The sequence below is a fragment of the Rhizobium atlanticum genome (assembly GCF_030182485.1).
Lineage (GTDB): Bacteria > Pseudomonadota > Alphaproteobacteria > Rhizobiales > Rhizobiaceae > Rhizobium.
Genome location: NZ_JAQJCJ010000032.1, coordinates 1 through 15,770 on the forward strand (window position 1 = coordinate 1; position 15,770 = coordinate 15,770).

10 protein-coding genes and 1 pseudogene are annotated in these 15,770 nt (G+C 54.1%); 1 reads left to right on the plus strand and 10 read right to left on the minus strand.

Annotated elements, in window-relative coordinates; all coding sequences use genetic code 11:
* The 10 genes and pseudogenes from PH551_RS29870 to PH551_RS29915 all read right to left on the minus strand — a co-directional run.
* Positions 1-164 (minus strand): annotated as a pseudogene (locus PH551_RS29870) (IS256 family transposase); the annotation flags it as partial.
* Between the two features lie 189 nt (positions 165-353).
* Positions 354-1,583 (minus strand): alpha/beta fold hydrolase, encoded by a 1,230-nt coding sequence (locus PH551_RS29875; RefSeq protein ID WP_004673293.1) that lies wholly within the window; start codon positions 1,581-1,583, stop codon positions 354-356.
* Between the two features lie 129 nt (positions 1,584-1,712).
* Positions 1,713-2,402, minus strand: a complete 690-nt coding sequence (locus PH551_RS29880) for a GntR family transcriptional regulator (RefSeq protein ID WP_004673291.1) — start codon at positions 2,400-2,402, stop codon at positions 1,713-1,715.
* Positions 2,403-2,522: 120 nt separating this feature from the next.
* Positions 2,523-3,317 (minus strand): N-acyl homoserine lactonase family protein, encoded by a 795-nt coding sequence (locus tag PH551_RS29885; RefSeq protein WP_018247149.1) that lies wholly within the window; start codon positions 3,315-3,317, stop codon positions 2,523-2,525.
* The gene (locus PH551_RS29890) at positions 3,317-4,444 is read right to left on the minus strand and encodes a zinc-dependent alcohol dehydrogenase family protein (protein WP_004673287.1); all 1,128 of its coding nucleotides are present in this window, start codon (positions 4,442-4,444) and stop codon (positions 3,317-3,319) included. Before PH551_RS29890 ends, PH551_RS29885 begins: the two co-directional genes overlap by 1 nt.
* A 12-nt stretch (positions 4,445-4,456) precedes the next feature.
* Positions 4,457-5,341 carry an MBL fold metallo-hydrolase gene (locus PH551_RS29895; protein ID WP_011053353.1) on the minus strand — a complete coding sequence of 295 codons (885 nt, stop codon included), beginning with the start codon at positions 5,339-5,341 and terminating at the stop codon, positions 4,457-4,459.
* Between the two features lie 352 nt (positions 5,342-5,693).
* On the minus strand, positions 5,694-8,252 hold the full coding sequence (locus PH551_RS29900; protein WP_004673285.1) for a sensor domain-containing protein: 2,559 nt from the start codon (positions 8,250-8,252) through the stop codon (positions 5,694-5,696).
* 431 nt (positions 8,253-8,683) lie between these two features.
* Complete coding sequence (locus PH551_RS29905) at positions 8,684-9,883, minus strand: ABC transporter substrate-binding protein (protein ID WP_018247148.1); 1,200 nt, start codon at positions 9,881-9,883, stop codon at positions 8,684-8,686.
* 184 nt (positions 9,884-10,067) lie between these two features.
* On the minus strand, positions 10,068-12,581 hold the full coding sequence (locus PH551_RS29910) for a methyl-accepting chemotaxis protein (protein ID WP_008534365.1): 2,514 nt from the start codon (positions 12,579-12,581) through the stop codon (positions 10,068-10,070).
* Between the two features lie 211 nt (positions 12,582-12,792).
* Positions 12,793-13,542 (minus strand): SDR family oxidoreductase, encoded by a 750-nt coding sequence (locus PH551_RS29915; RefSeq protein WP_011053351.1) that lies wholly within the window; start codon positions 13,540-13,542, stop codon positions 12,793-12,795.
* A gap of 1,195 nt (positions 13,543-14,737) precedes the next feature.
* On the opposite strand from PH551_RS29915, the gene PH551_RS29920 reads away from it, so the two are divergent.
* Entirely contained in the window at positions 14,738-15,733 is a 996-nt protein-coding gene (locus PH551_RS29920; protein WP_004673281.1) for an AraC family transcriptional regulator, read from the plus strand.
* Positions 15,734-15,770: the final 37 nt, after the last annotated feature.

The window sequence follows — 15,770 nt, forward strand, 5'->3', positions numbered from 1 at the left end:
TGAGTGAGCCGCATCGGGTTCTTCACACCGAAGTCAGCACCCGTGGCCGAGCCGACCTCCAACTCCATCAGCCGCTCGGCAGCAAGACCGATCATCTCACGCAACAAATCTGCATCGGCACTCTTCTCAACAAGCGAACGCACGTTCATCATGTCATTGGTCATCGGTGATCTTTCCGTCAGGTTGGTCTTGAACAACCCGACCCTAGCGGAAAACACTGATGGCCGCCCGCAAAGCCGATCACCCGCTACAGCGCAACGAGAAGCGCGCGGGCGCTCGGCTTTACTCCCTACCGTCACCTACGCCACGTACTGGGACACGATCGGTAAATGGCCAACGCGGTTGCTTTGTGATCAGCCGTTATCTTCGACGAACCGAATAGCGTCTTGCAAGAAGCTCCGGAAATAGTCAGGATTTTCGCACATCGGAAAGTGCCCAAGCCCCTCCATAACGACATGACGGCTGCCAGGAATGAGGGCCGCTAGCGCTGCTCCGTCTGCAGGCGTCGCAGAGTAGTCATAGGTCCCGGAGAGAAGAACGGTCGGTGTTCGCTTGGCATCAATCTTCGGACCGACGACGGCACCGTCGAACTCGTCGCTGTAGAACGAAAGATCGCCGGGATAAACTCCAGGAGCACCCTGCGAGTAGATCCAACTGGCGCGGCGTCGCTCTTCTTGCGGGCTGAGCGGGCTCATGATTCCGCGGACATAGGCTGAGTTATGAAGCGACCCATGAACGTTGACGTTGTGTTGAAAGGGGTTGCGACGGCCCTTTGACTTCAACGGCGGCTCGACCGCAATTACACCCATTAGACGTTCCGGTCGCTCCGCCGCCAGCACCATGCACATCGCCGCGCCCATAGATCCTCCAACGACGATAGCTCTGTCTCCGACGAGCTGGTCGAGTATCGCCGTGCACCAGGTCAGGTAGAGATCCGTTGTGAGTTGATAGGGCGAGCCGTCCCAAGTTAAAGGAGGCATCGAACGTCCGTGAAACGGCAGATCAACTGAGATCAATCGGTTCGTACGCGCAAACCCAGTGTCGGAGAGTTGCGGTAGAAACTGACGGCCGTCTGCGCCAGCCGTATGGAGGAAAAGGATAGGAGTTCCTGCACCGGCTTCCTCGTAAAAGATATCGTGTTCTACGCCGCCGACCTCTACCCGCTTATAGCGTCCGGTGACCTGTTCAATATTTCGATCGATCTTCGGCGCAACTAGGGGCGGAGACGCTACGACGATTTCGAACAGTCGCTCCAGAGCGGGACGCGCTTGAGCGATTGCTACGGGCGAACCAGATAACGTGAACTCAGGGTTAGCGAGTTGAAAGGCGGTGAACGAATGGTAGGTTGCCGGCGGCGGCACCTGCATAACCTTTTCCCAAGCTCCTTCTGGGGCACTCAGTATGACGTCAGCATTTTCGTCCGCGCCGTCCAGTGCGACTATCCCGCCTCCCACAGCAAGTGATGACTTTTCTGGTCCAACTTGCAACGAGATCCGTGTTGTAAGACCTGGGGTCAGTCGCGGTAGCTCCGGATCTTCGATCGCCAGGGTTACGCGTTTAATCAGCTCGGCATGGGCGCCCATACGTCCTCCCTAACAAAATGATGTTGTTGGGAAGCCGCACTTCCTGTGTCTCACCTCCCATAAGAGAGGTAAGCAGATTTTCAGACAATCTGTCAACCTTAGCCGTCGCCTGAACTTCGTTTTGTGGAACTACTCGGAGGTTTCGACGGGGTTCTTGCTCAAGTAGTCCAACGCCACCTTAGCCGCGATTTCGATATGGCGCTTGCAAAGCGCGGCTGCCCTGTCGCCATCACGCAACGCAATAGCGGCCGCAATCTCTCTTATTTCGAAAACGCTGTTCTGCAGCCGCCCTGGCTGGGTCATCGATGTCATCCGCAACAATGTGACCCGGTTGTGCAACGACGTGAGCATTTGCTTCACAAACACGTTCTTGCTGCCGGTCATCAAACAATCGTAAAAAGCGGTCTTGGCTTCGATGATCCGCGTTCCGGAACCGCTCTTGGCTGCGGCTTCGAACGCTTCCACGGTCTCGAGGAGAGCAACGATCTCTTCATTCGAACCGTTCTCGGCGAACTCCTGGCCGGCAAAGCTTTCAAGCAGCGCGCGTACACTATAAAGCTGCCTAGCCTCCTCGTAGCTGATAGTGCTGACAACCGGCCCCCGATGCGGATAGCTAGTAATAAGCCCTTCAGCTTCTAACTGGCGTAGCGCCTCGCGAACTGAAGTTCGGCCAACCCCGATAAGTTCGCACAACTCGCGCTCCACCAGCCGCTGCCCGGGCTTGAAACGGCCACTTGAAATAGCCTGCCGGAGCTTATCCTCAACAAGGATTCGAAGAGAGGCGTTTTGACGTCTAATCTGGAGGTCGATCGTTCCCATTCACAACAAACCTTCGATGAAATTTCTAGTGACGCACAGAATCAATATACTGCCGGAGCGTTTCGTAGGACAACCCGATTGTCTGCAAACAGCAAAAAATTTCAATCGGTTTATTGTGGGTCACAGGAGAACTCTAGCGAACTGGAGGTCTGGCGCAAGGGGAGAAAATTTCTGTAGCACCTCAGGGTCATGACCCGGAATGATGAGTCCGTTTGCTCCGGCAAGGACGCGGAGCTTGTTGTAACCCTCGATGACCTCTAGGTAATCTGCAAACAGGGGAAACGCGCCGTCATTTTCAAGATAGTGCTGGAAATGAAGCGCGTCGGAAGCGATAACCAGCAAAGCGCCGCCTGTTGCCACCGTAACAACTTGCAAACCTTTCGAGTGACCGCCAACCAGATGCACCCTGCATCCAGGAACAATTTCCCCATCCCCATCATGGAACCGTACCCGTGACTGAAAAACGAGCCGGACCGCGTCGACGACACCTTCTGTAGCAAAAGGCCGACGCATTCGCTCATGGCACATACACCGCCCCGTTCCATACGCCATCTCCCGATCCTGAATGTGAAAAGTGGCGTTAGGAAAGGCCGGGAGGTTTCCGGCGTGATCGTAGTGCAGGTGTGTCACAACGACATCAGTAATTTCGCTGGATTTGATGCCAAGGCTGCTCAGTGCTGCCACCGGATGGATCAAGAGGGTCCGCCCTCTGGCCGCGCCCTCTCCGGCTTCGAAACCAGTGTCAACAAGAATTAATCGGTCCTCGAGACGGATCAGCCACACGAAGTAGTCGATTTGTGATGGACGATCATGAATGTCATTCGTCTCTAGTATCAGGTCACTTACTGGTCTTTGCGCGGTGCCGTAATGGATGGCGAGCACTGTCCACTCGTTCAAGAGAATTCTCCCCGCCATCAGTCCATCAAGACTAGGTGTCGATTGATCTCGGCCCTGTCAAGACGGTCGAAAACCTCATTGATCTCATCAAGGGGGCCAGTGCTCGACAGCAATTTGTCCACTGGCAGCTTACCTTTGAGGTAAAGGTCGATATAGCGGGGTATGTCGCGCGATGGCACGCAGGAACCCATATAGCTGCCCTTGATCGTTCTCTCCTCTCCGACCAACGGCAAGGGCGAAACCTCGAAACGGGAATTTGCGCTGGCCAGTCCGGCCGTAGCGGTCATCCCTCCGCGCCGGGTAATCTCATATGCAAGCTCGAATGCCTTTTTGGATCCAGCCATCTCTATCGCGTAGTCTACCCCGCCGCTTGTCGCGCCTTTTACTTGGGCAACAATATTCGGCGAGGTGGCCAAAAAAGTCTTCGTCGCTCCCAGCTCCTTGGCAAGATCCAGCTTCGCTTGGATTAGGTCGATCGCCACGATATCGCTTGCACCGCTCGCAACAGCGCCAAGTATCGCCGAAAGGCCTACGCCGCCGAGCCCGATTACCGCCACACTACGGCCTGGGCGGACCCCACACGTGTTCATCACAGCTCCAACGCCGGTCATAACGGCACAGCCGAAGAGAGCAGCTGTCGCCAAATCGATATCTTTGGTCACTTTGACTACCGAGCTCGCCGACACGACAGCATATTCGGAAAACGCAGAAACGCCGCTATGGTGGTTAATTTCGTATCCTCTCAAACGGATGTGCTTGCCGCCGGATAGAAGCGTTCCTGCAGCATTGGCCTGGTAGCCCGGTTCGCAGAGGCTGGCGCGGCCTTCAGCGCAATATGAGCAATGGCCACAAACCGGCAGAAATGACATGACTACATGGTCACCAACCTCAACCTTCTCGACACTCGGTCCGATTGCTGCGACGACGCCAGATGCCTCATGGCCTAGAGCGACTGGAAGCGGACGCGGTCTGTCCCCATTGATTGCGGACAGGTCAGAGTGGCAGACACCGGCAGCCTTGATCTTGACCAACACCTCCATGGGGCCAGGCGGCGTCAGTTCCACAAGCTCAATCTTAAGAGGTTTCGAATTTGAATAGGGCTTCGGCAGACCCGACTCCCTGAGGATTACCGAACGCATCTGCATCTTTGAAATTCCTTATCGATGTGCAAGCAACTGCATTGGAGAGGGGATATAGCGGAATCCGTCTCCGTTTCGCACCACATGCCCGGCACCTGGCCATGCGAAGTGATAGGACATTACCGCAATGCGATCTGTCGCCAGCATATCAAGCACGCGCGTGCGGGATCTAGCTGACAGCTTCGGGTCCGTGTCGTATCGGAATTCCATCATCGGCCTCTCCATCAACAGGATATGATGGTGCGTAAGGTCGCCGAGAAAACAGAGGCGATCGTTTCCCGACTGCAGCATAAAACAATGATGACCGAGCGTGTGGCCGGGGGCCGAAATCGCGTGAACGCCCGGCAAGAACTCCTCGCCGTCTTTGAAAAAGAAGGTCCGATCCTTGTGGGGAAGCAGGTTTCGCCGAGCGTTATCGATTTGAAATTGAAATGAAGAATCGATCGACGACCCGTCCGTCCAGTCCGTGAAGTCTCGCTCACTGATGAAGATGTCGGCGTTCGGGAAATTTAACCTTCCATTGGCATCGCACAGACCGCCGATATGATCGATATGGGCGTGCGACAGAACCACCGCATCGATCTCCGTCGGATCTCGACCTGCCTCTCTCAGGCTGGCTAGGAGTCGACCTGTGGTGGGCCCGAAAGCTTTGGAAGACCCCATCCCGGTATCAAATAGAATTGTTCTTCCATTTATCTCAACAAGCGGCACGTTTTGCTCGAGTACAACTTTGTTCGTTGGCAGGAAATTGTCCTCTAGCATCAGGCTGACCGTGCGTGGCTCTACCCCCAAGAAGTTCAGGCGAGGATCTCCTAGCTCTAACGGCCCGTCGGACAGTACCGTGATTTTTCCATCGCCAAATTCGAACGGATAAAAATACGGAAGCTTGGCCAGGTGATGCATACTAAGAGACACTGATTTTCCTCCCATCAGGTGCTTGGCGACATTTTTGGCAGATTGTATGATAATCTGTCAAATATTTTTGAAGAAAGCCATATCGAGAGCGACTGCCTTGCTTTAGGAGCCGGTGTACCGCGTTTTCCCCGGCCTACCGAATGCCGCGCAGTAGGAGCAGAGCATTCGAGAATGCGGCTCGCGGGGCCGCACAACGCATGGTCGTTGACCCAGCGTTGCCCCCTGTTCCGCGAAAAACCGCAGACATTCAGAGATTGACGAGGCTCAAGTTGAGTTGTCTCACAGCGCGCACCGCATCACCGTCCATCAGACAGGTGACATTTTCCCTTATTCGCGCTCATCATCGCGAAGCGGCGTAACGATCTGAAACGAAGCCGGTGGCGGACGCGCGCACCCAAAGAGCGATCAATTCCATCTTCGGCAGGGCCTTGCTGTAAAAGAAGCCTTGCGCCGAACCGCATCCGTTCGCTGCGAGAAATGCTGCCTGCTCGGCGGTCTCAACACCTTCCGCCACCACGTCCTGCCCAAGACATTGTGCAATGGACAGAATCGCTTTGACCAATTCTTCGTTCCTTTTGTCCGAGCTATTTATGAATGACCGATCGATCTTCAGCGTGTCGATCGGGAAGCGGGCTAGATAGTTGAGCGCCGAGTAACCGGTGCCAAAATCATCGATAGCAATCGAAAATCCCATTTGACGCAGCTTAAGAAGCGTCTGCAGGGTCTCGCCCTTCCGATCGAGAAGCAGACTCTCCGTGATTTCGATTTCGATCCATTCCGCGCGGCAACCGGTTTCACCGAGGATTGCAGCGATCTCGTTTACCAACCGTGAGCATTGGAATTGCTTACCCGAAAGGTTGACTGCAATCTTGTGCAGGTGGTGGCAATCGGCGTTCAGCTCCTTCGCCGTCTTGCACGCTTCACGCAGCACCCATCGCCCGAGTTCAACGATCAGCCCGGTATCCTCAGCGACCGGAATGAATCGAACCGGCGGAATCATGCCCATCTCGGGATGAGGCCATCTCAACAACGCTTCCGATCCTATCATTACGCCGCTGTCCAGAAGCACCTTGGGCTGGTAGTGCAGCTCCAATTCTTCGCGCTCGATAGCGCGGCGCAATTCAGATTCCAACTGCATCCGCTCCTCCACGCCCACAGTCAAATCCTTCGAATAAAAGCGAAAACTGTTTCTCCCCGAGCGTTTGGCAAGATACATCGCAGAGTCGGCGTATTTCACCAGATCGTTGACATCTGTGCTGTCGTCGGGCGAGATCGCGATGCCTACACTGCATGACACGTAGACTTCCTTGCCATCCAATAGGAAAGATTCCTTGAATCTCTCGAGGATCGAGCACGCAACCCAATCGAGATCGTCGGTTGTCTGGATTTCCGGCAACAGAATCGCGAACTCGTCGCCGCCGAGACGCGCAACCGTGTCGAGATCGCGGACAGATTTCTTAAGCCGGGTAGCGACCTGGCAGAGTAGTTGATCACCCACAGGGTGACCCATCGTATCGTTCACGACTTTGAAATGGTCGATGTCAATCAGCATTACCCCTGTCCGCCGACGTTGAGACGACGCGTCACTGACGACCTTTTGCAATCGCTCGTTAAACAGCAAGCGGTTCGGCAAAGAAGTCACCGGATCGTAAAAGGCCATTTGCCTGATTTTTTCCCGCGAGGCGTTCAGTTCCGTGACATCGCGAGAGACCCCGAGGACTCCTGTAACCTCTCCCCCGGCGCCGAGGACCGCAAGTTTACGTGTTTCGAGAAGAATGGACTGACCGTTCTCCGGGGAAACCACCCAATTCTCGTCGATAAGTATGCCACCGGCTTCGATCGTGGCCTCATCAGATTTTCCGGAAATGTGAGCTCTCTCAGCCCCGAACAATTCAAGGTCCGTTTTTCCAACGACCTCCGCCTCCGATTTCCCGGTCAGCCGCTCAAATGCATGATTGCACAACAGGTGTACGCCATCGACATTCTTTACCCAAACCATGTCAGGAATGGTTTGCAGCACACTTAGCAATTGCGTCCGCACGGAGTTGATGGCGTCTTCCGCCTGCCTTCGTTCCGTGACATCACGCGAAAATGCCAGGAGCGTGGTGGCGGCGTCAGGATCGGCGCTTGGTCGTCTAGCCACCGACAACTCGAACCATCGGGTCTCGCCGTTTGGCAAGGATACGCTAATGCATCGACCGTAGGCAACTCCTTCACTGCTTGCAGTTCGAAGCGCCTCCATTGCAATAGCCGCTTGATCAGGCGCAAGAACTTGGTCGACCGTCCTACCCAGTAGCATTTCCCGCTGCTGGGCTAGTAGTTCGGGATTTCTGGTCCAGACCTGAAGATATCGCCCATCCTCGTCGACCTCAAACAGAACGTCTGGAATAGCGGTGACGATCCCTTGGGCTAGTTCGAGAGCGTTTTTGAGTTCCTGCTCCGCCAACTTGTGTTCGGTTATGTCGATGATAACGCCAATCAGACCCGCGGGCTCGTCGTCGTGACCTCTGAAAACTGCCTTGTTGCAGACAACATCCAGGATGGCGCCGTTTGCGAGAGCGATCTTACGCTCGGAGACTTGGGCTCCACCCCTTTCAAGAAGGCCTTTCTCTTCAATAGAATAAATTTCCGCCAGTTGCGTTGAACTGAGATCAAAATCTGTATTCCCGATGATCTCGTCGCGCGAGCGACCGAGGAGATCTTCGAAAACCTTGTTGCAACCGACATAGCGACCGTGCAGATCTTTGAAGAAAATTGGGAGGGGCAACACGCCGATCAATGCTTCAAGCAGCGCTCCTCGGTCGGCTGAGGTATCATGATGCAGCGCTTCGTCTCTCCGGCGATTGCGCCTTTTCTGAAAAAAGGAGCGTTGCCAAAGCGGTTGTAAAGTCGAATTCATCGTGAAGCTCCTTACCGAGGGCCAAGACAGATGCATCATCCATCCGATCAGGAATTCCGGGAACGCCACCCAAATCATTCGAGCAACAAATTGATGCAGATATGTCAGTAAGGCGTCGAACCGCGCGTCGGCCTGAGCCGGATAGTGCGGTCGGAAATGAACTTTGCTTTCACATTCGAAGCAACAACCTTCGCGGCAGCACGTAGATCGAAAGGCGCAATGAGTATGTTGTCCCGTTTGGCGAGAGGAGGGCCGGAGGAAGAATGCTACCGCGGAGCAAATATGTTCGTTGGAACCGGATCGCTTGTCTCATGTCTCCTGAGGCGACCCGGGCATTTCCCAATTTGAACTGTCATTCCTTAGCGCAGCCTACCTTGCACGAGAGCCGATCATGAAGGCACCGCATTCCACACAGACCCCGCATGCGATCTTCAATCGGCCGGCTTCCAGGAGAGCGGATCCGCTGGGTTATCGAAATATTTAGCAGCAGCGCTGGCAGACCACCAAGCTGTATTCTTCGGCTCGATCCAATCCTCAGAGTTAGGATCGCAATCAGCTGGCAAAACCGCCATTACATCCTCTATGGTACTGGGAATTGCTGGCCGCAGGATTGTCTGAATTTTGGGGCCCTGTCCCTCAAGAGTTCGCATCATTACGTCCCATACGAAACCCGCCTCAGAGCGCGGCGGCCAGAAATGAAAACTCTTGCTTACGAAGTCGGGGTTCCGTCGCCAGTAACAGGCTGCCGAAGCTTCGCCCCCTAGAACGATTGGGATCATGTCGCGCCCGGACTGGCGCACCGCGTTGATAACACCATTCTCAGCTCCCGACTGAACGATAATACCATCAATTCGACCGGGATTCGCTGCAAGGAATTTTTGCACCTCGGCCTGCGCGACCTTGTCTGTCCACTTCCCGTCGACATGACCTACGATCTTTATCTCGGGATAATACTCCAGAGCCTTCTTTGCGCCGACGTCAAAGCTGTCCGAGGAGGCAAAGCCGGAGATCCCCGAAACGAGAAGCACATTGCCACTTCCTTCGATTTCTTCAGCGAGCCACTTCGCCGCCTCAAACCCGCCTTGCATGTTGTTCTCAGTTGCGTTGACGGCGAACGGCGATGTTACGTAACCAGAGTACGAGAACACAGGCACTCCTTTTGAATACGCATACTCTATCGTAGGATTAAGCGCCGTGAGGTTCGAACAGCAGATAATAATTGCATCAACGCCGTCGTCTACCATCTGCCGCATCTGCCTGATCTGGACAGCGTCTTCAAGATTTGACTGGGTGACGATGAACTCGGAGACCAGCCCCGCTTTCTTGAAAGCTGGAACAATCTTGTTTGTGAACTCATCAAGAATACTCGCACGCCAAGAATTGTCAGCATATGTCGATGCGTACCCAATTTTCCACGGCGGTGCTCGCTGTGCCTTAAACGTGCGGAAGACAGATTCACCTGTAGGCAACTTTGGATCGAGCAACTCGTAGGTTTTTCGTTCCTCCCGCGGCAATTCCGTAAGGCCACCGGCGGCCGCTACAGAAGGGATCACCAAGCCGGTGATTAGAATAATGGCTCTTGTAATTTCACGTATGCGCACGGATTTGATACCTCTCGTGTCTCTGAGCATTGCAAAGCAGTTGATCTCTTGAAGGTTGATCGGCTCTAGGTGGGTTTTTTACAGTCAGACGGGCGGCGAAAGGGAGACCAAGAGCCTAAGGCCGGATTTCGCTTCCGTAAGCGGATTTCCCTTCAGTAGAACGCCGCTATCACAGTGGCCATCCGACGCGTGGCAGTCTCGTTCGATGCGTAGCTTACGCCACTAACCTAACCCGACGCGTCGACTTATCTTCGGTCAATTTGAATGAAGCGAGCCGCTCGCTGAGTTCGTTAGTCTGATCCGAGAGAGTCTTTGCCGCGGCATTTGTCTGCTCGGCCATGGCAGCGTTTTGTTGTGTTCCCTGGTCAAGTACATTGACGTTATTGTTGATCTCGGCGAGGGACGCCGCTTGCTCGCGGCTCGAATTGACGATTTGATCAATCCGATCGGAAATCTTCAAGATCGACGCCGTTATGTTGTGTAACGCCTCACCTGCTTTCCCCACGTAATCTGAGCCGATCGCCACCTCCGAAGAGGATTCCGAAATCAGGTGGCGAATCTCGCGGGCTGCAGCTGATGATTTCTGGGCAAGTTCGCGCACTTCCTGGGCTACGACTGCAAAACCCTTTCCGGCATCTCCAGCACGAGCCGCCTCGACACCAGCATTTAGTGCCAAAAGATTTGTCTGGAACGCAATCGTATCGATCAAACCAATGATTTGGCCGATCTTGTGGGACGCGTCTTCTATTCTGCCCATTGCGTTGATCGCATCGGTCACAATGGTTGCCGCACCCTCGGCGTGTTCTTTAACAACGGACACGAAAGCCTGGGTTTCATAGGCATTCTCGGATGATTTTCTGACCGTGACCGTCACCTGTTCGACGGCGGCCGCAGCCTCCTCCAGTGAGGCGGCTTGCAATTCAGTTCGCCGCGACAGATCATCTGAGGCTTTGAAAAGCTCGCTGGTTCCCCATTGAATTTGATTGGTATTCTCGTCGATATGAGACACTGTCTCTCTCAGGATCGAAAGCGAGTGATTGAAATCGCGCCTCAGCGGCTCAAGATTGGGATGGAATTGGCGGTCAATTTCTTGAGAGATGTCGCCACGCGCCAATCGAGATAACGCCTCTCCTAGAATGGTGACGGCAGTTGCGACCTCCTCCTCCATCTGAGCGCGTTCGCGTTCACGATCCATCCGCTCCTGTTCAACGGTTTTCCTATCGGCTTCCGTTCGTGTCTCGATGTCCATCTTCGAGACAGCATTTTCACGGAAAACCTCGAGTGCGCGAGCCATTTCACCTATTTCGTCTCTCCGGTCACGTCCGACAATCTGCGATCGAAGATCGCCCTTTGCCAGCTCTTGCATGCGCTTCGCGATCCGTTCGATCGGGGCGCGAAGTGTCGCCATCAGGCCGGCGCCAGCCGCCAAGGCTACCAAGACGCCGGACACTGTGGCGATAGTTGACAGCAAGCGGGCAAGATTGCTTTCATTGCGAGCATCGTTTTCCTGAGTTGCTGCAAAGGTTACGAGGTTTTTCCAGATCTCCTGGCCGGTTTTGTCCGCCTCAGAATATTGCGCTTGGCGGGCTTCCGCTATCTTGACCAGCTTCTCTGTGTTCTCTTGGATAGAATCCACCTGGGCGAATAGATCTTCCTGCATTTTATCGAAGCCAGATATCGAGCTGGCAACGCCTCCAACTGCCACGGTGTCACGCGCCAATTTTGTAAGTTGCTCAACGAGGCGCTGCTGATTCTCTGCGTTGGCTGTACGGAACAGGTTATTGATTTCGATTTCGATCGAATCGGCGTCCTGGCCGATCGTTGTCGCCGTCGCAACAAGCATTTCGGAATCCGTCAACGCTTTATCCAACGCCCGGATCGCATTTGTTCCTTCAATCATGTGCTGGATCGCATCCACTCGCAGGTTCGTCGCAAAGCTCTGTAGGTCAGAGCCGGCAAGCCGTGTGGAAGGGTCGACAAATTCGGGGTTGGCGATTAGCTTGGCGATAGTCCTCTCAATTTTAGTAACGGCCTGCTCGTCAGCAGTCGAGACTACCCGCTTAACTGTTTTTAGCGACTTTTTGATCACAAGCCCTTGCTGGGCGACAGTCGGAGGCTGCTTCGCTCCGTCCGGCAAGCTCACCAAGTCTTCCGCCATGTGTTGCATAACTGATGCCGTATCGAGTGAGCGGGTAGCCTCCCGGAGCATGGTTTTCCCGGAGTTCTCCTGATTGCGTACTTGTGAGCGCACATCAACCGCAGCCAATTTAAGGGCGCCTCCGACCTCCTTGATCTTCGACAAGTTGGAAACAATGTCGCTGCGAACGGATTCCTCGTCATTATGCAAAGACCACATGCGGCCGATGCTGCCCGAGATAACGGACATTGCCGATACACTGTTTTCGAGCGCACCAGTTTCGCTCCCGCTACCTGCCGCCGCTTCCTGGAGCGACTGCATGGTTGCGCTCTGCCCGTTTAAACTTGTCAGCGCCTCATCTCGGTACTCCGTTGAGCTTTGCGCCAAAAAGCGGTTCATACTTTCCGCGACACTTCGAAACCCGCTCAAGGTCTGAAGAACCTCATTTGAAAGCCGAAGACGAGACTGAAGCAAGCCAGTTGCTTTTAAGCCGACCCCACCAACTGCCGCCAATATCAGGATCAAGGGTACAAGTACCAATAACACCTTTGCTCTTATGGTAAAGGTGGACAACAGGCGATCGACGAACATACTTACCTCCAAAGGGCTCAAACGGTGCTGGGGCCTCGCTTTTGGAATAGTAATGTTTGAGCCTGAACGAACATGGATAAGAGTTTCACTAAAACAATCGAAACTTTTTTACGTGTTGTTAGGATTTGACCTCTTGCCCATTGCGTCTTTCGAGAAACTTAACGGAAGGTTAATACCTGCAGATTTGCCGGATCAGAACGTGGGAGTGGATCTATCTGCACCGAGGATCGATCTCCAGCACGTTCCCTGTCAGCTTTCCGGACAGTTCCGAATTCGCCAGGAATTGCACGGCGTGGATCACTGTTCGAAGCACGTCATTTTCGCTTGAAGACGTAGAGTTCACATCGCTGGCGTGTACAGCATTTATCCTCAGCCCGGAACCGAAATATTGCCTAGCAATTGCGGAGGTAGTAGTGCGCAACGCCGCTTGAAGGACGGCTTCTGCTTCCAGCGAGGTCGTCTCTTCGAACCATGCGACGTCCACTACGGCAAGCTCCGCGCCCTGAAGTCGAGAGCTAAAGGCACCTGTAACTCTGATTAGATTGGATACGGCATCAAGCCCCAGATTCGCGCTGGATAGCGATCCCGTTACAGTTTGGGTTGTTTCATTTCTGCGGAAAACTATGTTCACCAGAACGTCGACCCGTCTCCAGCGCAAATACACCTGGTCAGCCATTGAGTTGACGTAAACGTCTCTGTTCGGGTTGACTTTGACCGGTAAAAAATTGTTTCCCTGGCCTTCAGCCAGGGAGGCGAAGTCGGCGGGATTGGCGTCGCCTACGGCGACCCGATAGCCTTTTTCTATAAATGAGCGCGCCAAACAAAGACCAACAGGATTTGACGCGCCTATCAAGACACAGACTTTTTCCCCAGGAGAAATGTTGGCGTCACTGTCACGTTCAACCAGTACCTCGGTCGATGGAGTATGACACGCCTTGTGAGTCAGAGACGCTTGTATCACGCGCCGGTCGCCGCTTCCGGCAGATTAAGAAGGTCGACAATTTGTGCATTTTTGGCCAAGTTTAGCACTTATAACTCCCGGTCCGTCGCTGCGTCTCCCGCGAACAAGCAATGCGCGGGCGATATAGTAAAATTTTTGTCCGACAATCTGTCAATTCCTTTTTGCGATTTTCGGCGGACACAGGTCGAGACCGGCGTCATTTTGAGGCCTCATGCACGCAATGCCGTAAGCATCGGTATTCCGACACCCGGTTGAGTTTGATGTGGTCTTTCCTGTTAGTCTTCTCTCGCCGCCACGTTCCGATTTGATCGCGCTTTTCGCGTTCGCGCGGCACAGACAACAGCACGCCTATGGCAGCACAAGCTGTTTGACCATCATCAGGTTTCGTCCTTAAGCTCTTCTTTTGCCCAATCAGACGCCCGGAGTCCGTACCCGCTAAGAAGAGCGCAAAGTCAACTCAATGCGACGAGGCGCGGCTTACGCATTGATATTTGCCGCGACCGCCTCGCTTAGTAGGCCAAAAGAACTCGTCGACGTCTTTGCGTCTCCGAGTGTTGAGCCTGGAGCGTGCCTCTCTTATACGTCATAACCGAAGTATGCTGATGCGCAGGATAAGAGGACCAGCGTGTGGCGAAATCGTGGGGCCATCCTACAGCACAATCATTTTTCTCCGTGTCGACTCAACGGCCTCCAAGGTCGGTTGGCGTAGGTTCTCTCCCACTCATAGCACTCCCACCCTTCCCGTGACGGGCTGCGATCGAAAGCAGCCCGTCACCCCTCGCCTTGGGAGGCATCTTTAGATTGATTTGCCGTGCGGGAACTCCACTAGAACCGTGGCAGATTTCCCTGATGCTGCCTTGCCTTTGATCAGGAATAGCATTAACGTATATCAGACAATCTGTCAATCTGTTCGAGGCTTGTGGAAGCCAGTCATCGCATCATTAGAGGCTTCCCAACTGCAGCGCTGAAAAACTAGGAGGCCATCTCGAGCGGGAGAACGTGGATGTCGGTGCTGGTGATGATCCGCCATGACGAAAGCCTAGGGAATGAGAGATTCAACCGGCCTCCACAAAGGTCCGAATCGGTCATGTACGCGATCAAAATCGCTCGCACGCCATCCGGTCTCGAGCTTTGAAGGTTTGGAAAACTAGTCCCGGCATGTGCGAGTTGGTGTTCATAGATAGGTTTATATTGGATGACCGAAAGTTTGTTCAGCAAGCCCGATGAAGGGACCTTAGTGAAAGACAACTTTATCGAGGGCTCCGATCCCGAACGTCTTTTGCCTTTGATATCATCGCCCCTGGCGTCCTCTGACCTTGCTCAACACGACAGTAGATCGCTTAACTCTCGCTGCAGTCGAATTTCCCTTGATGGTTTTGGCGTTGCGGATGCCCATCATGAAGGGGCGTTCTCGGTCATGATAGATTCCCCAGTTGACGTCGTAACGGTCTTCCTGCCGGCGTCCGGGAATGCAGTCTTTCATTGGTCTGGGCAACAGGTAGAGTCGCCGCATGTTGCAAATGCTCCGCTGAATGCCCGACAAGATGGCATAAGATCTCAACTGTCATTGACGATCGATACGCAATCCTTGCGTGACAAGCTTTCTCGCATGCTCGATCGGACGATCAGCGGAAATCTGCAAATTCAGCCGACCCTTGATCTTGCATCGAGCGCGGGAACGCTCATGCGAGAACTAGCCCTGTCTGCCCATCGCGGCCTCAGTGCCGGGGGGGCTCTGCGACAATGCCCGTCGGCCTATAGCTCGCTCCTCGACGCGATAGAGTACCTTTTGATCGAAAGCTGTATGCATCGCTATACCGATGAACTTCGTCGTCCGTCTCCGTCTCCCACGCCTCGCCACGTGAAACGGGCAATGGAGTTTATGGAAGAGCATATGGCTCAACCCATTTCCCTTAACGATATCGCCGCTGCGGCCAAGGTCAGCGTGCGGACTTTGCAGCACGGCTTCCGACAATTTCGTAATACCAGCCCCACAATGCACCTCCGAGACTTGCGTATGTGCGCAGCTCGACAGGAACTGCTGCAAAACGGCGCTAAAATCAGCGTTTCGGAAATAGCGCTTAAGTGGGGCTTCACACACCTCGGCCGTTTTGCTGCAGAGTACAAGAGACGTTACGGCGAACTGCCATCTAAAACAGTGCATATGATGGCCTCTCCGCCCGAAAGCTGACCCGGAAATAGCCCTTCGCGATGGCGCTGTGGTTCGC

What these genes read in the sequence shown, in the direction of transcription:
- PH551_RS29875 (WP_004673293.1), bottom strand. Translation starts at nt 1,583, where the DNA reads ATGGGCGCCCATGCCGAGCTGATTAAACGCGTAACCCTGGCGATCGAA.
- PH551_RS29880 (WP_004673291.1), bottom strand. Translation starts at nt 2,402, where the DNA reads ATGGGAACGATCGACCTCCAGATTAGACGTCAAAACGCCTCTCTTCGA.
- PH551_RS29885 (WP_018247149.1), bottom strand. Translation starts at nt 3,317, where the DNA reads ATGGCGGGGAGAATTCTCTTGAACGAGTGGACAGTGCTCGCCATCCAT.
- PH551_RS29890 (WP_004673287.1), bottom strand. Translation starts at nt 4,444, where the DNA reads ATGCAGATGCGTTCGGTAATCCTCAGGGAGTCGGGTCTGCCGAAGCCC.
- PH551_RS29895 (WP_011053353.1), bottom strand. Translation starts at nt 5,341, where the DNA reads ATGCATCACCTGGCCAAGCTTCCGTATTTTTATCCGTTCGAATTTGGC.
- PH551_RS29900 (WP_004673285.1), bottom strand. Translation starts at nt 8,252, where the DNA reads ATGAATTCGACTTTACAACCGCTTTGGCAACGCTCCTTTTTTCAGAAA.
- PH551_RS29905 (WP_018247148.1), bottom strand. Translation starts at nt 9,883, where the DNA reads ATGCTCAGAGACACGAGAGGTATCAAATCCGTGCGCATACGTGAAATT.
- PH551_RS29910 (WP_008534365.1), bottom strand. Translation starts at nt 12,581, where the DNA reads ATGTTCGTCGATCGCCTGTTGTCCACCTTTACCATAAGAGCAAAGGTG.
- PH551_RS29920 (WP_004673281.1), top strand. Translation starts at nt 14,738, where the DNA reads ATGACCGAAAGTTTGTTCAGCAAGCCCGATGAAGGGACCTTAGTGAAA.